The sequence below is a fragment of the Microbispora sp. H10670 genome, assembly GCF_014161385.1.
GTDB lineage: Bacteria > Actinomycetota > Actinomycetes > Streptosporangiales > Streptosporangiaceae > Microbispora > Microbispora triticiradicis.
Genome location: NZ_JABBWW010000006.1, coordinates 48,482 through 67,871 on the forward strand (window position 1 = coordinate 48,482; position 19,390 = coordinate 67,871).

12 protein-coding genes are annotated in these 19,390 nt (G+C 72.5%); 2 read left to right on the forward strand and 10 right to left on the reverse strand.

Annotation, left to right across the window (positions count from 1 at the left end; genetic code table 11):
• Window positions 1–5: 5 nt before the first annotated feature.
• On the forward strand, window positions 6–887 hold the full coding sequence (locus HHX33_RS10880; RefSeq protein WP_182874475.1) for a transposase: 882 nt from the start codon (window positions 6–8) through the stop codon (window positions 885–887).
• A gap of 54 nt (window positions 888–941) precedes the next feature.
• Here the strand turns inward: HHX33_RS10880 and HHX33_RS10885 are convergent, their stop codons facing one another.
• The 9 genes from HHX33_RS10885 to tkt all read right to left on the reverse strand — a co-directional run bounded on the left by HHX33_RS10885 (window position 942) and on the right by tkt (window position 16,647).
• Window positions 942–2,174, reverse strand: coding sequence for an ROK family transcriptional regulator (locus tag HHX33_RS10885; protein ID WP_111699324.1), 1,233 nt, complete (start codon window positions 2,172–2,174; stop codon window positions 942–944).
• 115 nt (window positions 2,175–2,289) lie between these two features.
• Window positions 2,290–2,964, reverse strand: coding sequence for an SLATT domain-containing protein (locus HHX33_RS10890; RefSeq protein WP_182874476.1), 675 nt, complete (start codon window positions 2,962–2,964; stop codon window positions 2,290–2,292).
• A gap of 3 nt (window positions 2,965–2,967) precedes the next feature.
• The gene (locus HHX33_RS37125) at window positions 2,968–8,139 is read right to left on the reverse strand and encodes a pentapeptide repeat-containing protein (protein WP_182874477.1); all 5,172 of its coding nucleotides are present in this window, start codon (window positions 8,137–8,139) and stop codon (window positions 2,968–2,970) included.
• A gap of 164 nt (window positions 8,140–8,303) precedes the next feature.
• Window positions 8,304–9,083, reverse strand: coding sequence for a 6-phosphogluconolactonase (pgl, locus tag HHX33_RS10900; protein WP_138461195.1), 780 nt, complete (start codon window positions 9,081–9,083; stop codon window positions 8,304–8,306).
• Window positions 9,080–10,027: a glucose-6-phosphate dehydrogenase assembly protein OpcA gene (locus HHX33_RS10905; protein WP_182874478.1), complete on the reverse strand. Its 948-nt coding sequence runs from the start codon at window positions 10,025–10,027 to the stop codon at window positions 9,080–9,082. Before HHX33_RS10905 ends, pgl begins: the two co-directional genes overlap by 4 nt.
• Window positions 10,024–11,544: a glucose-6-phosphate dehydrogenase gene (gene zwf, locus HHX33_RS10910; RefSeq protein WP_220499091.1), complete on the reverse strand. Its 1,521-nt coding sequence runs from the start codon at window positions 11,542–11,544 to the stop codon at window positions 10,024–10,026. The genes HHX33_RS10905 and zwf overlap by 4 nt, the downstream gene beginning before the upstream one ends.
• A 214-nt stretch (window positions 11,545–11,758) precedes the next feature.
• Window positions 11,759–13,384 carry a glucose-6-phosphate isomerase gene (locus tag HHX33_RS10915; protein WP_111699319.1) on the reverse strand — a complete coding sequence of 542 codons (1,626 nt, stop codon included), beginning with the start codon at window positions 13,382–13,384 and terminating at the stop codon, window positions 11,759–11,761.
• 7 nt (window positions 13,385–13,391) lie between these two features.
• Complete coding sequence (tal, locus tag HHX33_RS10920) at window positions 13,392–14,495, reverse strand: transaldolase (protein WP_111699318.1); 1,104 nt, start codon at window positions 14,493–14,495, stop codon at window positions 13,392–13,394.
• A 10-nt stretch (window positions 14,496–14,505) separates the two neighbouring features.
• On the reverse strand, window positions 14,506–16,647 hold the full coding sequence (gene tkt / locus HHX33_RS10925; protein ID WP_182874480.1) for a transketolase: 2,142 nt from the start codon (window positions 16,645–16,647) through the stop codon (window positions 14,506–14,508).
• A 198-nt stretch (window positions 16,648–16,845) separates the two neighbouring features.
• Between tkt and HHX33_RS10930 the strand changes: the two genes are divergently transcribed.
• Complete coding sequence (locus HHX33_RS10930) at window positions 16,846–17,799, forward strand: heme o synthase (protein ID WP_182874481.1); 954 nt, start codon at window positions 16,846–16,848, stop codon at window positions 17,797–17,799.
• An 8-nt stretch (window positions 17,800–17,807) separates the two neighbouring features.
• Here HHX33_RS10930 and HHX33_RS10935 read toward each other — a convergent pair whose 3' ends face one another.
• A complete protein-coding gene (locus HHX33_RS10935) occupies window positions 17,808–19,364 on the reverse strand; it encodes a N,N-dimethylformamidase beta subunit family domain-containing protein (protein ID WP_182874482.1) in 1,557 nt (518 codons plus the stop codon).
• Window positions 19,365–19,390: the final 26 nt, after the last annotated feature.

Here is a 19,390-nt window from a genome sequence, read left to right on the forward strand (position 1 = left end):
GGTCTGTGGACCTCGACGAGGCGGCGGACCGGCTCTACGGCATGGTGCCCGGGGAGTTCACCACGGCCCGGGACGCCCTGGCGAAGGAGACGAAGGCCGCCGGTGACGCCGCGCTGGCCAAGCAGATCAAGGCGCTGCGCAGGCCGGCCGTCGTCGCCTGGGCGGTCAACCAGGCAGCCCGGCGGGAGGGGCTGCTCGATCCGCTGCTCGACCTGGGGCGGCGGCTGCGCGAGGCGTGGCGCGCCCAGGACGCCGAGGCGCTCGCGGAGGCGGGCCGCGAACGCACCCCGCTCATCGCCCGCACCGTCCGGTCCGTACGGGAGAACGCCGAGGCGGCCGGGCATCCGCTGGCCCCGGGGGCCGACCTGGAGATCGAGCAGACCCTCGACGCCGCCGTGGTGGACGAGGACGCGGCCGAGCAGGTGCGCCGGGGCAGGCTGACCCGCCCCCTCAGCCACAGCGGCTTCACCCCGGCCCCCGTACGCCCGGCCGGGAGGGCCGGCCGCGCGGGCGAGAGCCGGGAGGCGGGGAGGAAGCCTCTGGAGGCGGAACGGCGGCGCGGGGAGGCGGAACGCGAGCGACGGGTCAGGGACCTCGAACGCGCGCTCGCCGAGGCCGAGAAGGCGGCGGCCGAGGCGGAGCGGAGCCGCGCCGACCGGGCGGCCGAGCACGCCGACGCCGTACGCGAGCACGGACGGCGCGCGGAGAGGGTGGAGACGCTGACGGCGAAGCTCGCCAGGGCGAAGGACAAGCTGGAGGCCGCCTCCCACCGGCTCGACGCCGCCCGGCGCGAGGAGGCGGGCGCGGAACGCGCCGCCCGCGCGGCCCGTCTCAGCGCCGACGAGGCACGCGAAGCACTCGACGCCGCACGGTCCGCCGAGGACTGAGACGACCCGGCATGCGCGCGGGTGCGGGTCGCGGTCCGCCGCCGCGGCCCGGCGTCATCGCAGGTGGGCGAGCGCCTCCAGCGGACTGGTCATGAGGGAGGAGAACGCCAGCTCGGCGGCGCCGATCAGCGTCGCGTCGTCCCCGAGCGCCGAGACGCGCAGCCGCACCCGCTCCCGCGAGATGAGCAGCACGTTGGCCTCCACCCGGCGGCGGACATGCTCCGCCGAGCCGGGGTAGACGTCCCGGAGCATGCCCCCGAAGATCACCAGGCCGGGGTTGAAGAGGTTGATCAGGTTGGCCACCCCGATGCCCAGCCAGTCGCCGATCCGTTCCAGCGCCTCCGCGGCCGCCTCGTCACCGCGCCCGGCCGCCGCCACCACGGCCCGCACCCCTTCGCGTCCGGTGAGCTCGCCGGACCGGCCGGCGGCGTCGATCAGGGCGTGCTCGCCGACCTCCGCCTCCAGGCAGCCGCGCGAGCCGCACATGCAGGGCCGCCCGTCGTACGGGTTGACCACCATGTGCCCAAGCTCGCAGCCGTAGCCGCCGTCGCCGCCGAGCAGCCTGCCACCGACGATGATCCCGCCGCCCACCCCGACGTCGCCGTGCAGGTAGACGAGGTTGTCGAAGCCCACGCCGGCCCCGCGCTCGTGCTCGGCCAGCGCGCCCAGATGGGCCTCGTTGCCCACCGCGACCGGCAGCCCGAGCCCGGCCGCGAGCTCGTCGCCGAACGCCTGGTCGACCCAGCCCATGTAGGGCCCGTACCGGACGGTGCCGTCGGCGGGCCGGATCATGCCGCAGTAGGCCGCGCCGACACCGGCGCACACCGAGCCCGGATCGGCCTCGCGCCGCAGTTCCCGGCCGAACTCCGCCAGCACGCCGACGACGTCGTCGAGATCGGCGTCGGCCTGTCGCCGCCTGACCGCCTCCCTGCGGTCGAGGATGACGCCGCCGAGCCCCACCCTGGCGGCGACCAGCCGGTCCACCCGGACGTCGAACGCCAGGACGTACACCCGGCCCGACTCGGGCCGCACCACCAGCGACGGCCGGCCCGCCCGGCGGGTGTCGGCGGGGAGCTCCTCGCGGACCAGGCCCGCGGCGGTGAGCTCGGCGGTCAGCGCCATGATCGTGCTGCGGTTCAGGCCCATCCGGCCGGCGAGCGCGGAGCGGGAGACCGGGCCGTTCAGGTGGACGTGCCGCAGCAGGGCGCCGAGGTTGCTGCGGCGGATCTCCTCCTGGGTCCGGCCGCCTCTCGGTGTCGGCGGACCCTGTGGGCTCCCGGCCCTCATCGGGCCGCGCCGCGGAGACGCAGGGCGGAGGCGCCCGTCGCCCCCGCCTCACCGAACCCTGCCACCCCGTGAGGTTACCAATCGGGGTCCCGCTCAGGAATATCCCCAAGCCGGCTCAGCGGTCGCCGGAGTGGTTGGTGAGCTGGGCCACCGCGCTCTGGAACTCGTTCACCCACTCGGAGGTCTCCTCCTGGGTGATCGAGGAGATGTCGGAGAGGAACGCCCGCAGCAACGCGAGGTAGTCGTGCACCGGGACCGGCCCCTGACCCACGGCGTCCCGGGCGTTGAGGTCGGCCCAGTCGAACTGGAAGTCCACCAGCCGCTGCTGGATCTTCTGCGCGGTCGTGATGTCGCGCATCCACCGCGACGACAGGCCGAGTATGCGGTCGAGGGCGACGCAGACGCCCGCGCCGGCCAGCAGGACGTATCCCCAGGCGAGGTTGCCGCCGCCGAGCTGCGCGCCCGCCGTCCCGCCCGCGGCCGCCGCGAGGGGCTGCAGGCCACCGGCCGCCGCCAGCAGGATGGCCAGCCCGCGCAGGACCTGCGAGGCCAGCCGCATGCGCACCCGGTCGTCCAGGTACCAGTCGGCGGTCTCCATCGCCCGGGCCTGCGCGCTCTCGTACATCCGCCGCAGCGCGCCACCGGGCTCACGCCACTCCTCCGGCGTCAGCAGCGGGAACGGGCGCGTGCCCAGGTCACGCTGCCTGCGCCGGGCGAGCGGGCCCGGCGGCCGCTCCGGCCGCAGGCCTCCTGGCCGGTCCCGGTCCGGGCCGGTCGTCTCGTCGGGCACGGCTCATCCCTTCCCGTACGGCTTCGCGAGCGCGGTCAGCGGGGTGTCGTCGTCCACCCGTCGCAACTCCGGGACGAACTCGTCGAGTTCCCCCGGCGCGAACGTGCACAGGCCGACGGCCCACCAGAACGCGCCGCCGGGAGTGCCGCGATACTTGTACGTCAGGCCGTCCGGGCTGAAGGCCGCCCACCCGTCCTGCAGCGCCAGCAGCGTCGCCACGGCCTCGCCCGCGACGGCGTCCCAGATCCGGATCGTGCCGTCGCTCCCGGCGCTGGCCACCTGCCTGCCGTCGGGACTGTGGCTGACGGACAGCACGAACCCCTGGTGGCCGCGGAGCACGTGCAGGAGATCGCCGGACTCCGCGTCCCACACCCGCACCGTACGGTCGTCACCCGCGCTGACCAGGCGCCTGCCGTCGGGGCTGAAGGTCATGGTCCGCACCTGGTCGTCATGTCCCTTCAGGAGGCACAACGGCTCCCCGGTCTCGGCGTTCCAGATTCCGATGACATGGTTGTTGCCGCTGCTGGCCAGCCGGGTGCCGTCGGGACTGTAGGCGATGGGAGCGACCACCCTGCCGGCGAGGCCGCCGAACGCGCGGAGCAGGCGCCCCGTCGCGCTGTCCCAGACGCATACCGGCTGGGCGTTTCCGGACACGGCCAGGCGACTGCCGTCGGGGCTGTAGGCGAGCGTCCTCCAGACGCCGGAGTGAGGGTCACCCGGCAGGGTGCGGACGAGTTCCCCGGTCGTGGTGTTCCACACGCGGACCGTGCCACCCGTGGCCACGGCGAGATGGAGGCCGTCGGCACTGTAGGCCAGGGCCTGCACCCACCTCGACTCCGCTCCGATCACCCGCACGCGGCGGCCGGCCGCGACGTCCCAGATGATCGTGACGCCGTCCAGGCCGCCCACGGCGATATGGGTGCCGTCGGGACTGTAGGCGAGGGCCACGATGTCCGAGTCGCCCGGGAGAACCCGGGTGAGGCGGCCCGTCGCGGTGTCCCAGAGGCGCAGAAGACCGTCGTCTCCGGTGGCCGCCAGCTGAGCGCCGTCGCGACTGTGGGCGACGGCGCGCATCCACGGGAGGGAGAAGTCCAGCGTGTCGGAGACGCCGGTGGCGGAGTCCCAGACACGGACGGCTCCGCTGTCGTCGCCGCTGGCGAACGCGGCGCCGTCCGGGCTGTGGGCGAGGGCCGTCACATTTCCAGAGTGTCCTTCGAGGACCAGACGGGTCTCGCCGGTCCTCGTGTCCCACACGCGGAGGGTCCCGGCGTCGCCGCCGCTCACCAGCCTCGCGCTGTCGGGACTGTACAGCAGGGCGTTCACCTGCCCGCCGTGCCCTTCCGCCGTCCACACGAGGGCGCCGGTCCGCACATCCCACACGTAGACCACGCCGTCGAACCCCCCGGCGGCGAGATACGTCCCGTCGGGGCTGTAGGCGACGGCGTTCAGCAACCTCGGGACGCGTTCCCACGAGCGGGCGAGCTTCCCCGTGGCGAGGTGCCATTCGCGGACGACGGGGTCGTCGCCGGCGGCGGCCAGGCTCGTGCCGTCGGGACTGTAGGCCATCGCGCACAGGCGATTGGGGGAGGTGAGGGTGCGAAGCAGCTCACCACTGGTCGTGTCCCAGACGCGGATGATCCTGTCCCATCCTCCGGTCGCGAGCCTGGTCCCGTCGGGGCTGTAGGCGACGGCGCTCACCCGGAGGGTGTGGCCGTCCAGCGAACGGATCGGCATCGCGGTGGTGACGTCCCAGATTCTGACGCTGCCGTCCTCTCCGCCCGTGGCCAGATGCGGACGCACCGGGCTGATCGCGATCGCCCGTGTGCCGCCGACGTGGCCCTCGAGGCCGCGGGTCGGCTGTCCGGTGGAAGCGTCCCAGACGGGGATCGCCCTGTCGGCCCGTCCGGCGACGAGGATGTCGCCGGACGGGCCGCCCCAGTCCATATCGGTGATCACGCTGCGTACGGGACCGAACTGGAGGGAGGGCGGCGGCTGTCCCGGAAGAGCCGCATCCGGATGGGCCCGGGCCATCTCCTCGGGCGCGTCCAGACGGGCGCCGACGAGCGCCGTGCGCCACCACCTGACATCGTCGACCGCCGCGCCCCTCAGATCGGCGCCGAGGAGCCGGGCGCGCGACAGGTTCGCGGTGCCGAGATGGGCCTCCACCAGCCGCACGCCCCTGCCGGAGACGCCGGTGAGGTCGGCCCCGATCAGGTTCGCCCCGCCGAGGTCGGCGCCGTCGAGACGGGCGCCCTCCAGGTTCGCGCCGAAGAGCTTGGCGCCACGCAGGTCCGTTCCGCTGAGGTCGAGACCCCGCAGGTCGGCCCCCGGCAGGTAGACCTTCGACCTGCCGTCGCTGACCGGGACGCGCAGCCTTCTCAGCAGGGTCAGGGCGTTCACCTTGGCGATCCCGACCGGGAAGTCGCTCTCGGCGAGAGTCTCGCGGGCCCAGGCGACCGATCGCCGGTGACCGGCGAGGGTGGCGACGAAGTCGGCCATGAGGTCGGAGACCAGGCGGGTGCTCATCTCTCCGGGTTCGTCGCCGTCGCGAAGGGTCTTGGCGACATGGTCGGCGACCAGCCACTCCATGACCGACCGGTGGACGAACGCGAACCGTTCGCCCTCCGTGCGCACCAGCAGTGTGCCCGAGCCGATCATGTGCGAGGCCTGCTCCGGGCTGATCTGCAGGTCCGCGAGGTGTCCGAGAGTGCTGGCGGCGCCGCCAAGCTCCGCCAGCCCCAGCGTGTCCTCGCCGGACTCCCAGAGCCGGAGCGCGAGTGTGCGTACGGCGTTCCAGCGGTCGGCGACCGACAACGCCCGCATCGCGCCGCGCGGCTGGGCCCGCTCGAACTCGAACTCCAGCCACCGCTGGAGCAGCTCGCGGTAGAGCCGGGCCGCGCTGATCTCTCCCTCGTGGTCGCGGATCTCACGCAACCGGTCCTCGTCCAGGCGTGCGATGAAGCTCAGCATCCGGGGGTTGCGCGACAGTCCCAGCAGGTCGCGGACGTCGCCCAGGAGGTCGAGACGGGCGCGGGCCCGCTCCTCGTCCCCTCCCATCTGCCGGGTGAGGAACTCCAGGATCTGCCCGTCGTCGAACTCCAGCAGCTTGACCAGGCGATGGCCGGGCACCCCGGAGAGCTGGGCGGACAACGCGGTCTCCACCTGCCGCTCGGACAGGAAGTGCTGGGTCCGGCTGGTCAGCACCACCTTCGCGCGTCCCCGCGCCGCCTGCACCAGCGACTTCAGGTGCTCGGCCGCCTGGTCGTAGGTGATCCGCAGGGCCAGTTCGTCGAAGCCGTCGAACAACAGCAGCACGCGGCCCTCCTCGATGAGGTAGCGCAGCCGCTGGAGGTCGATCACCTCCTCGCCTCCGGCCGTCAGGTGGGCGGCCAGCAGCTCGTCCAGGCTGTGTGCCTTCTCCAGCTCCCGGAGCTGGATCAGGATCGGGATCACCGGAGGCCGGCCCTCCTCCTGCACCAGCCGAGTCAGCTCGCGTAACAGGAACGTCTTGCCGTATCCGAAGTCGCCCAGGACGACGACGAACCTGCCCTCGTGGTCCGCGACCCACTCACGCAGCCGCGTCAGCAGGTCGACCGCCGGTTCGGCCGGCCCCGGCGTCGCGGCGGACCCGCCGCGCACGACCACGAAGCGCTGGGGTACGAACAGCCTCGACGGATAGACGTCACTTCCGGCCAGCCGCCTGGCCTGACGGCCGGCGTACGGGCGCAGCGCGTCCATGCCCTGGAACCTCGGCAGGTTCTGCAGCTGGAGCCCGCGCAGTTCCGCCCACCGGCGCAGCTCTCCCGGCACGGGCTCGCCGTCGTAGACGAGGAACGACGTCAGGTACGGGTCACCGGCCCGGTAGAGGGCGTCGACCTCGTCGTGGAACGCCCGGACCTCCTCCCAGCCGGGGCATCCCGTGTACACACCGACCGGGAACATGGACACGCGGTATCCGTCGAACCGGGAGACGCGCAGGTATGTCCGGGTCGTACCGTTGCGGACCTCGTCCACCTCGGCATCGGGGTGGCGCAACTCGCACACGCGGCGCACCCGTGAGAGCAGGTCGTCACGCCGCGGGAACTGCTCGAGGAACCGACGGCTGGCGTACGAGGTGCCGTCGTCCGGTCCGGGTCCGTCCCGCTCGGGGTCGGGGAAGGCGGCGTGCGCCTGCCGCAACGGCCGGTCGACGGCGAGCACGGACTGGTCGGGGTCGCGTCCGATCGCGGTGTCGGCCTCCCAGCGCAGCCGGTCGGGGTTGTAGCGCCGGCCGTGGACCCGCAGCCCGGACCGGGTGATCTCGACGAGCTGGTACTGGTTGGGCACGTCGTCCGGCCGGGCGCTCTGCCGCACGCCGGCGCTGCCGGAGCAGAGCACGGGCAGGAAGTCGGGCCCGAAACCCTCCACCCGGCCCTGGTGGGTGTGGCCGTGCAGCAGCATGTGCAGGCGAGGCGCGAGGATCTCGCGGAAGGCCGCCCGGTCCCGGAGGAAGGCGTCGTCCCTCTCGTTGTCGATGACCGGGTTGTGGTGCATCACGCCGATCCGCAGCCAGCCCTCCCGCTCGAAGGCGGACAGCAGCTCGGCGAACGCCCACAGTTGCGCCTCGCCGCAGTAGCCGTAGTGGTCCTCGTCGCGGTGGCTCTCGGCCATGGTCGAGTTGAGCCCGGCGATCACGGTCTTCAGTTCCGGCACCTCGAACAGCGTCCACGGCTGGTCACGGGCGAAGGAGACCCCCAGGACACCGTCGTAGAACCGGGTGAACATCTGGGCGTACGGCTCCCATTTAGGCCAGTACGGCGGGACCGGCTCGGTGCCGTCGCCCTGACAGTTCAGGAAATACGCCTCGCACTTCTTCCAGTTGACGTCGTGGTTTCCGGGCACCATGGCCACGCGCGACCGGCTCAGTCCGAGCCCGGAGGCGAGTTCGGTCAGAAAGTCATAAAACTGGTCGAATTCGGCCGGGCGTGCCCATTCCGCGAGGTCGCCAGAGGCGACGACGAGATCGGGGGAGACGCCGCGCTCCTCGCGCAAGCGCTTGACGTCGGCGAGAAGCCGTGCCGCGAGCGAGGAGTACGTCCGGTCCTGCTCGGTGACGCCCTCGGCGCCGTGCCGGTGGTGGGCGCCGAACTGGGTGTCCGACACGTGCAGCACCGTTATCGCGCGCCGCTCCGTCACCACACCTCCTGATGCGCGAATCGCTACCGGGCGGAAATTCTAACCACAATTGTCCCGCTGGCGGTGAGACTCCATAAATGAGGATTCGCGCCATCAGTTGCGCAAAAAGAAACGACCGGGCGGGGTAGGATACCCGGCCCGGCCGCTCTTTCGCGGATCAGGATTCAGGGTGAGGCGATCCGGCCGAGGCCCGGCGGGATCTTGGCGGCGGCGGCGCGGTCGAGCAGGAACAGCGTGCGCTGCCGCCCGCGCGCCCCGGCGGCGGGCACCTGGAAGGGCCCCGCGCCGGACAGGGCGAGATGGACGGCCTGTGCCTTGTCCTCGCCGGCCACCACGACCCAGGTCTCCCTGGCGGCCCTGAGCGCGGGGAACGTCAGCGACAGCCGGGTCGGCGGCGGCTTGGGGGAGCCGTGCACGGCCACCACCGAGCGCTCCTCCTCGTACACCGCGGGCTTGTCGGGGAACAGCGAGGCGACGTGGCCGTCCGGGCCCATGCCCAGCAGCAGCACGTCGAACGACGGCACCGGCCCGTGGTCCTCCGGCCTGGCCGCCTTGGCGAGCTCCACCGCGTACGCCTCGGCGGCCTCCTCGGCGGTCATCCCCGAGTCGGGGCCGGGCATGACGTGCACCCGCTCCGGGTCCACGTCCACGTGGTCGAGCAGCGCCTGCCGTGCCCCCGTCTCGTTGCGCTCCGGGTGGCCGGTCGGCAGGAACCGCTCGTCGCCCCACCAGATGTCGAGCGCCCGCCAGTCGATCGCGTCGTGCGCGGCCGTGGCCGCCAGTGCCGCGAGCGTCGCGATCCCCACGGTGCCGCCGGTCAGCACCAGGTGCGCCGAGCCGCGGGCGGCCTGCGTGTCCACCAGCCTCGTGATGAGGCGGGCGGACACGGCCTGGGCCAGCACCGTGGCGTCGCGGTGGACGATGACCCCGGGTACGGCGGTCACGCCCGCCCGCCCTTCTTCGCCCGACGATCCGCCTGCTCGTTCGTCTGGGCCAGGCGGCGGATCGTGGCGGCGTAGATGTCGTCCGGGTCGAGCCGGCGCAACTCCTCGGCGAGCAGTTCCGAGGTGGGGCGGCGGGCGAGGGCGACCCGGCGGTCCGGGTGCCCCGGCCGCGACAGCGTGGCCAGCCGGGCGTCGCCCCGGCTCACCGTCATCTCGCCGCCGCCCTCGATCAGCAGCCGTACCCCGGTCAGCCCCGGGCCGCCGGAGTCGGCGACCTCGATCGGCGCCTCCAGACGGTCGCAGAGCCAGGCGGCCAGCAGCGGCGCGCTGGGGTTGCCCGGCGAGGCCTCCACGACGCCTCTCTCGATCTTCCCGACGGGCTGGTCGAAGGCGGCGGCCAGGAGGCTCCGCCACGGCGTCAGCCGGGTCCAGGCGAGGTCCGTGTCGCCCGGGACGTAGCTGGCGTCCCGGGAGGCGACGGCGGCCACGGCGTCCTGGGCCGACCGGGCGTCGGTGATCCGGCGGTTGGCCAGGTGCCCGATGGGGTTCTTCGCGGGAACCTCGGGGCAGCCGCCCGGCCACCACGCCACCACCGGCGTGTCGGTGAGCAGCAGCGGCATGATCACGGAGTCGCCGTGCTCGGTCAGCTCGCCGTACAGGCGCAGCAGCACGACCTCACCCGGCGCCGACTCGCCGACGCGGATCTCGGCGTCCAGCCGGTTGGGCTCGGCGGGATCGCGGTTGATCACGATCAGGATGCGCGAGGGGTGCTCGCGCGCGGCGTCGGTGGCGGCGCGCAGGGCGTCGTACTGCCCGGCCTCGTCGACCACCACGACGAGCGTCAGCACCATGCCGACGGCGGGCGCGCCCATCTGGTGCCGCAGCCGGGTCAGCGTCGAAGAGATCTTCGACGCGGTCGTCTCGGTCAGGTTGAACGTCGTCACAGCCGCCTCCAGGCGCGTCCGTCCCTGGCCAGCATCGCATCGGCCGAGGCGGGGCCCCAGGAGCCCGACTCGTACCCCTCCGGCCTGCCCTGGGAGGCCCAGAACTCCTCGATCGGGTCGAGGATGCTCCAGGACAGCTCCACCTCCCGCTGGTGCGGGAACAGCGGCGGGTCGCCGATGAGCACGTCGAGCAGCAGCCGCTCGTACGCCTCGGGGGAGGACTCCATGAACGACTCGCCGTAGGCGAAGTCCATGTTGACGTCCCTGACCTCCATCGCGGTGCCGGGCACCTTCGAGCCGAAGCGCACCGTGATGCCCTCGTCCGGCTGCACCCTAATGACCAGCGCGTTGTGACCGAGGATCTCGGTGTCGTCCTGGCTGAACGGCAGGTGCGGAGCCCGCTGGAAGACCACCGCCACCTCGGTCATCCGGCGGCTGAGCCGCTTGCCGGTACGCAGGTAGAACGGCACCCCCGCCCACCGGCGGTTGGCCACCTCCAGCTTCACCGCGGCGTACGTCTCGGTGGTGGACTCGGGCGAGATGCCCTGCTCCTCCAGGTAGCCGACGACGGGTTCGCCGCCCTGCCACCCGCCGTCGTACTGCCCGCGGGCCGTGCCGGTGGACAGGTCGGCGGGCAGCCTGACGGCCCGCAGCACCTTCTCCTTCTCCCGGCGCAGCGCGTCGGCGTCGAAGGACGTGGGGTCCTCCATCGCGACGAGAGCCAGGAGTTGCAGCAGGTGGTTCTGGATCACGTCGCGGGCCGCGCCGATGCCGTCGTAGTAGCCGGCCCGGCCGCCGATGCCGATGTCCTCGGCCATCGTGATCTGCACGTGGTCGACGTAGCCGCGGTTCCAGATCGGCTCGTACAGGGTGTTGGCGAACCGGAGCGCCAGGATGTTCTGGACGGTCTCCTTGCCGAGGTAGTGGTCGATCCGGAAGACCGAGCTCTCCGGGAACACCGCGCTGGTGATCTCGTTGAGCTCGCGGGCGCTCTTCAGGTCGTGCCCGAACGGCTTCTCGATGACCACCCGGCGCCAGGACCCGTCGGGGGCCTTGGCGAGGTCGGTCCGCTTGAGCTGCTCGACGACGACCGGGAAGAACTTCGGCGGCACCGACAGGTAGAAGGCGTAGTTGCCGCCCGTGCCCCGGGTCTCGTCGATCTCCTTGAGCATCATGGAGAGCACGTCGAACGCGCCGTCGTCGCCGAACTCGCCGGGGCAGAAGTGGATGCCCTCACTGAGCTGCTTCCAGACCTCCTCGCGGAACGGCGTCCGCGCGTGCTCCTTGACCGCCTCGTACGTGACCTGCGCGAAGTCCTCGTGCGCCCAGTCGCGGCGGGCGAAGCCGACCAGGGAGAAGCCCGGGGGCAGCAGCCCCCGGTTCCCCAGGTCGTAGATCGCCGGCAGCAGCTTGCGCTTGGCGAGGTCCCCGGTGACGCCGAACAGCACCAGCACGCAGGGCCCGGCGACCCGCGGCAGCCGCCGGTCGCGCGGGTCGCGCAGCGGGTTGACCTCCATGGTCAGGTCGGTCGTGGCGGTGGTGGTGGCGGCCTGCGCGGCGGTCACCGCCGCGTGCTCCGCCACCGGCAGCGCCACGTCGTGGACCTGCTCGACGGCCCGGTCCTCCTGACCCGGCGCCGCGCCGCGGCCGTCGTCGCCGGCCCGGGGCTCCTGTTGCTCCGTCATGTCTCCTCCCGGGGGACGGGCCCGTCGCCGGTAACGCATCGCATGGTCAGAGCTCCTCGGCCACGGAGAGCAGGTGCCTGACTCCGGCGACACGGTCGGTCAGATGCAGGCGTACGGCCGGCCTGCCCCGGGAGGTCAGGGCCCCCAGGTCGCCCAGCGCCTGCGCGAGCTGGAGCCTGCCCAGAGTGTACGGCTTGCCCGGAACCTCGATGTCGTCGGTCACGGCACCGGTGACCTGGAGGAACACCCCGGCCGACGGCCCGCCCTTGTGGTACTGGCCGGTCGAGTGCAGGAAGCGCGGTCCCCAGCCGAACGTGACGGCGTGGTCGGTCCGGTAGTCGAGCAGCGCCCGGAGGGTGGCGACGTCGGCGCCGGCCCACGTCTCCGTCATCTCCTCGAAGGACGCCTCGCCGACGACCGCCGCGTCGAACGCCGCCTCCCGGTCGAGGTAGGCCATGATCGCCAGGTAGCCGCGCTCGGGGATCGACCGCAGCAGCCAGGTGAGGACGTCGGCCAGATTCTTCAGGTCGCCGGGCACGTCGCCGTACACCTCGACCGGGCCGTCGGTGAGCATCGGAGTGCCGGTCGGCAGGGGGCCGTCTCCGGCCTCCTCCAGGATCCGGGTCGTGTTCTCCTTCGACTCGGCGACGTTCGGCTGGTCGAACGGGTTGATCCCGAGCACCCGGCCCGCGACCGCCGTGGCGTACTCCCAGACCAGGAACTGCGCGCCGAGCGGCCCGTCGACGGTCGTCCCGCTGTCGGGCCCGATCGAGACGAGGAACTGGTCGTCGGCCTCGGCCGCCTCCGCGCCGACGACGGGCAGGACGCCCTTGCCCTCCTTGCCGGTCGACTCGGCGATGAGCTGCTCGATCCAGTCGGGCAGGCCGGTGATGTCGGACATCGCGTCCCGCAGGATCAGCTTGTCGCGCCCGCGCAGGGCCTGCGCGCCGAGCAGCGCGCCGAGGTCGAGGCCGGGGTTGCCCTCGTCCTGGGCGAGCAGCGGCGCCACGGCGGCGGCGTCGTCGAGCAGCTTCGCCACGTCCGCGCCCGCCAGGGCGCTCGGCACCAGGCCGAACGCGGTGAGCGCGCTGTAACGGCCGCCGACGTTCGGGTCGGCGAGGACCACCGGGTAGCCGGCCTCGTTGGCCGCCCGCTCCAGCGGCGAGCCCGGGTCGGTGACGACCACGATCCGCTCGGCCGGGTCGATGCCCGCGTCGCGGAACGCCTGCTCGTAGACGCGCCGGTGGCTGTCGGTCTCGACCGTGCCGCCGCTCTTGCTCGCCACCACCACGACCGTGCGGTCGAGCCGGTCGGCGAGCGCCCGCCGCACCTGGTGCGGGTCGGTGGTGTCGAGGACGGTCAGCGGGACGTCCTCGGTGGCGCAGATCACCTCGGGGGCGAGGGAGGAGCCGCCCATCCCGGCCAGCACGACGTGGTCCAGGCCCGCGGCGCGGGCCCGCTCCACCAGCTTCGCGATCTCCGGCAGCAGCTCCCGGCTCGTGTTCGGCAGGCCGAGCCAGCCCAGCCGGATGGCGGCCTCGGGCTGCGCCTGCGGCCCCCAGAGGGCGGGGTCGCCCGCGGCGAGAGCCGCGGGCACCCCCTCGGCCACGAGCTTGTCCCTCACAGCGGCGACGGCGTCCGCCTCGTCGCCGAGGGTCACCTCGATAGTCATATGAAGATCAGGCCTTCCGCAGCTCGCCGTCGACGGTCTCCAGCAGCTCGCCCCAGGACGTCTCGAACTTCTCGAGGCCCTCCTCCTCCAGCGCGCGGACCACGTCGTCGTAGTCGATGCCGGCCTGCTTGAGCGAGGCCATGACGTCCCACGCCTGCTGGTAGAAGGGGCGGATGGTGTCGCCGGAGATCCGGCCGTGGTCGGCCGACGCGTCCAGCGTCTTCTCGGGCATCGTGTTCACCACTCCCGCGGTGACCAGTTGCTCGACGTACAGGGTGTCGGGGAAGTCGGGGTTCTTCACGCCCGTGGACGCCCACAGCGGACGCTGCGGGTGCGCGCCCGCCGCGCGCAGCGCCTGCCAGCGCGGGGAGTTCATGACCTCCTCGTACGCGGCGTACGCCAGGCGGGCGTTGGCCACCGCGGCCCGGCCCTTCAGCTCCGCCGCCTCCGGCGTGCCGATCTTGTCGAGGCGGGAGTCGATCTCGGTGTCCACGCGGCTGACGAAGAACGACGCGACCGACTCGATCGTGGCCAGGTCGAGGCCGTTGGCCTTCGCCTTCTCCAGCCCGCTCAGCCAGGCGTCGATCACCTGGCGGTACCGCTCCAGCGAGAAGATCAGCGTGACGTTGACGCTGATGCCCTCGGAGATCGCCTGCGTGATGGCCGGCAGGCCCTCGACCGTCGCCGGGATCTTGATGTGCACGTTCGGCCGGTCGACCAGCCACCACAGCGCGCGGGCCTCGGCGATGGTCGCCTCGGTCCGGCGGGCCATGCGCGGGTCCACCTCGATCGACACCCGGCCGTCGACGCCGCGGGTGGCGTCGAAGACCGGCCGCAGCACGTCGGCCGCCCATCGGATGTCGAACGTGGTGATCGCCCGTACGGCCTCCTCGACCGTCACCCCGCGCGTGGCGAGGTCGCGCATCTGCGCGTCGTAGGCGTCGCCCTTGCTGAGCGCGGAGGCGAAGATCGTGGGGTTTGAGGTGACCCCGGTCACGTTCTTGTCGCGGATCAGGGCGGAGAGGTTGCCGGAGCGCAGCCGCTCCCGGCTGATGTCGTCGAGCCAGATGGAGACTCCGGCGTCGGACAGCCGCTTCAGGTTCTCATTCATCCTTCGTCCCTCAGTTTCCGGTCGTCTCGCCCTTGTCGGCGCCCGTCTTGGCCAGGCTGGCCTTGGCGGCGGCGACGACGCGGTCGGCGGTGAGGCCGAACTGCTCGTAGATCGTCTTGTACGGCGCGGAGGCGCCGAAGTGGTCGAGACCGAGGACCTCGCCCGCGTCACCCACGAACTCGCGCCAGCCGAGCGGGATTCCCGCCTCGACGGCGACCCTGGCACGCACGGCGGGGGGCAGCACGGTCTGCTTGTAGGCCGGGTCCTGCGCCTGGAACCACTCCACGCACGGCATCGAGACGACACGGGTCGGGATGCCCTGCGACTCCAGGATCGTGCGGGCCTCGACGGCGAGCTGGACCTCGCTGCCGGTGCCGATGATCACCACGGCCGGCTGGCCGTCCGACGCGTCCTGCAGCACGTAGCCGCCCTTCGCGACGGCGTCGGGGTCGCCCGCGCCTTCCAGGGTCGGGACGTTCTGCCGGGTCAGGGCGAGGCCCGCCGGCCGGTCGTCGTGCTCCAGGATCGCCTTCCAGGCGGCCGCGGTCTCGTTGGCGTCCGCCGGGCGGACGACGTCGAGGCCGGGGATCGCGCGCAGCGCCCACAGGTGCTCGACCGGCTGGTGGGTCGGGCCGTCCTCGCCGAGGCCGATCGAGTCGTGCGTCCAGACGTAGGTCACCGGCAGCTTCATCAGCGCGGCGAGCCGCACCGACGGGCGCATGTAGTCGCTGAACACGAGGAACGTGCCGCCGTACGGGCGGGTGCCGTTGTGCAGCGCGATGCCGTTGAGGATCGCGCCCATGCCGTGCTCGCGGATGCCGAAGTGGAGCGTCCGGCCGTACCTGCCGCCGGGGAACTCCTTGGTCTGGTACTCGTCCGGGATGAAGGACGGCTCGCCCTTCATCGTGGTGTTGTTGGACTCCGCCAGGTCGGCCGAGCCGCCCCACAGCTCCGGCAGCACCGGCGCGAGCGCGCTCAGCACCTCGCCGGACGCCTTGCGGGTGGCCACCTGCGAGCCGATCTCGAACGTCGGCAGCGCCTTGTCCCAGCCCTCGGGCAGCTTCCGGCCGGAGATGCGGTCGAACAGCTCCGCCCGCTCGGGGTTGGCCGCACGCCAGCTCTGGTACGCCTCGTCCCACTCGGCGCGCAGCGCCCGGCCGCGCTGGACGACCTCGCGGGCGTGCTCCAGCACCTCGCCGGGGACGTCGAAGCTCTTCTCCGGGTCCATGCCGAGGACGCGCTTGGTCGCGGCGACCTCGTCGGCGCCCAGGGCCGAGCCGTGGATCTTGCCGGTGTTCTGCTTGTTCGGCGCCGGCCAGCCGATGACCGTGCGGAGCTTGATGAAGGTGGGCCGCTCGGTCTCCGCGCGGGCCGCTTCCATCGCCGCGTACAGCGCCTGGACGTCCTCCTCGTACTCCCCGGTGGCGGTCCAGTCGACCTCCAGGACGTGCCAGCCGTACGCCTCGTAGCGCTTGGCGATGTCCTCGGAGAGGGCGATCTGGGTGTCGTCCTCGATAGAGATGTGGTTGGAGTCGAAGACCACGGCGAGGTTGCCGAGCTTCTGGTGGCCGGCGAGCGCGCTGACCTCGTGGCTGATGCCCTCCTCCAGGTCGCCCTCGGAGGCGAAGCACCAGATCATGTGGTCGAACGGCGACGCGCCCTCGGCCGCGTCGGGGTCGAACAGGCCGCGCTCGCGGCGGGCGGCCATGGCCATGCCGACCGCGTTGCCGATGCCCTGTCCGAGCGGACCCGTCGTGGTCTCCACGCCGAGGGTGTGGCCGTACTCCGGGTGACCCGGGGTGAGGCTGCCCCACTGACGCAGCGACTTCAGGTCGTCCAGGGTCAGGCCATAGCCGGACAGGTAGAGCTGGATGTAAAGCGTCAGGCTCGAATGCCCGCAGGAGAGGACGAATCTGTCACGTCCCGCCCACTTGGGATCCGAGGGGTCGTGCCGCAGGACCCGCTGGAAGAGAAGGTAGGCGGCGGGGGCGAGGCTCATCGCGGTGCCGGGGTGACCCGATCCGGCCTTCTCCACGGCGTCCATCGCCAGGGCACGTACGACGTCGACCGTCTGCCGGTCAAGGTCACTCCACTCAAGGCTTGCGCTGCTCAACTGCTCGATCCCCTCTGGTTTTCGCGCCGGTTCTGGCATTTCCCGCCCACACCGGACCCTAACGGGTCGGCAGTAATACCGTTTGGTAGGCACCTCCGGTACACGCCCGCGACTTCGCCCCCGGTTCGGGGACCACCCGCTCCGGCGACTACAGTGATTGCTCAAGTGCCGGCCGCTGCCCGGAGATCCGCCCTAATCAGAAGGTTACGCGTTGACCTCGCACGTGTTGGAAGCGCCTTGACGGTCCTGACGAACAAGCAGGCGGTGGCCCCCCTCGGGCCCACCGCGACGGCCACGGCTCCCCGCTCCGCCGGGGCGCTCGTGAAGGCCTACGTGGCGCTCACCAAGCCGCGGATCATCGAACTGCTGCTGATCACGACCCTGCCGGTCATGTTCCTGGCGGCGCGCGGGCTGCCCGACCTGTGGACGGCCACCGCCACGATGATCTTCGGCACGCTCTCGGCGGGCAGCGCGAACGTGCTGAACTGCTACATCGACCGGGACATCGACCGCACGATGCGGCGGACCCGCAGGCGGCCGCTCGCCAAGCACGACGTCTCCCCGGCGGGCGCGCTGGTCTTCGGTGTGATTCTCGGCACGTTGTCCACCCTCGGCCTCGCCTTCACGGTGAACGGGCTCGCCGCCGCCCTGTCGCTCGGCGCGATCCTGTTCTACGTCTTCGTCTACTCGCTGGTGCTGAAGAGGCGTACGTCACAGAACATCGTGTGGGGCGGCATCGCCGGGTGCATGCCGGTGCTGATCGGCTGGGCCGGCATCACCGGCGGGCTGTCGTGGGCCCCGGTCGTGCTGTTCGGCGTGGTGTTCTTCTGGACGCCGCCGCACACCTGGACCCTCGCCATGCGGTACCGCGAGGACTACGCGGCGGCCGAGGTGCCGATGCTTCCGGTGGTGGCCACCGAACGCCGGGTCGTGCAGCAGGTCGTCGCCTACACCTGGGCCACCGTGCTGTGCTCGCTGCTGCTGTGGCCGGTCGCCGGCACCTCCCTGTTCTACCCGGCCGTCGCGCTCGTGCTCGGCGTGGTCTGCCTGGTGGAGGTCCACCGCCTCCTGGGCCGGGTGAACGCCGGCCGCACCGGCGTCGACCTGCGGCCGATGCGGTTCTTCCACTGGTCGAACATCTACCTGGCGCTGCTGTTCCTCGCCGTCGCGATCGACTCGCTGCTCGTCTGAGCGGCGGCTCAGCGCCGGTAGGTCCTCCGCACGTTGTCGTCCGGCGCGGGCATGCGCCCGGCCGCCGGGCCCTCGGCGAAGCCCTTCAGCAGGTTGGTCGTCGCGGTCGTGACGAAGGCCCGCGTGCGCGCGCCGATGCCGTGCGCCCGGGGCAGGTCCCGGGTGCCCGCCATGAGCGTCTCGGCCCACCGCATGGTCCCCGAGGCGAACACCCCGGCTCCGCCCGGGGCGGTGTAGTAGGCCGCGTCGGCGAAGCTGGGCCGTCCCACGCAGGTGACGGGCGAGTGGGCGAGGATCTGCAGCGGTCTCGGCGTCGGCACGTCCGTGTTCACCCGGTCGTACTCCACCCCCACCAGGTGGGGGAAGGCGTCGCCGCGGCGCGCGCCGGTGCCGGCGAAGATCCAGTGATCGGGCTCGTGCACCACGAAGGGCGCGTCGACCGGATAGCCGTCGTAGTAGACCCCGACGAGCGACGACTCCGGGTCGGCCTTCGGCGCCGCCCGGAAGTCGGTGGTCGCGAGCGACGGGCGCCTGCGGACCAGCGGGTCGAGGTCCACCGCGGTCTTGTAGCAGACCACCGTCCGGCCGTCGTCCTCCAGCCGCACCCGGCGGTAGCAGGTGTTGGCGCCCAGGAAGGCGAGGTTGACGCCCGCGTCGCGGGCCCCGGCCACGGTCTGGCGCACCCCGGGCGTCCAGTACTCGTCGTGGCCCAGGAAGATCACGGCGGAGGCGCCGGACAGCACGTCGTGGCCGTTCTCCAGGTCGCCGTGCGTCGTGTAGGCGAGGGGCAGGCCGAGCCGTTCCGCCAGCGCGACCACCGGCCGCTCGTGGACCAGGAACTTCTCCATCCCGGTCGCGTCGTACGGCCGGTCGAAGCTGACCGCGAGTGACCGGCTCTCGTACCTGCCGTCCTCCCCGTAGTACAGGCTGTAGCCGCCCCACCGGTTGTACGCCTGCCAGGTCGGGGTCGCGTGGACGAGGACCGTACGGCCGGCTCCGGAGGCCGAGCGCACGACCAGCGGCACGTACCGCTGGTGGCCGCGCTCGGAGTCCAGGCGCAGCAGATAGACCCCCTCCGGCCAGCCCTCGGTCGGCACCGTCATGCTCCGCCGCCAGCCGGCGCGAACGGTGCGGGTGTCCCCGGCGACCCTGCCGCGGCCCTGGTCGCGTCCCCGCGTCCACGCCGAGCGCCACACCCGGCGGGCCAGAGCGCCTCCGTACCAGCCCATGCGGTAGGCGGTGACCCGGAAGCGGTCCCCGGTCGTGGACACGTGCAGCCCGGCGGTCTCGCCGGGCAGCACGCTCGCGCGGTCGCAGTAGCCCTCTATCGCCTCGTCGGGGCCGGTCCGGCGAATCCGCCAGTCCGGGTCGCCGGCCATGAGCCGTTCCGGTGCGGGCGTGCGGGACGATCCAGGCGGCGGGGCGGCTGTTCCCGGGGACGTGGCCTGCCCTGATCCCCTGAGCTGTACGGCGGGCTCGCAGGCGGCGACCGAGCCGACGGCCGCCGCGGCCGCGACGCGCAGGAAGCCGCGCCGCCCGAGCCCGCCGCGTGGTGCGACGTTCATCAAGATCCTCCGTGGAGGCCCCCGCC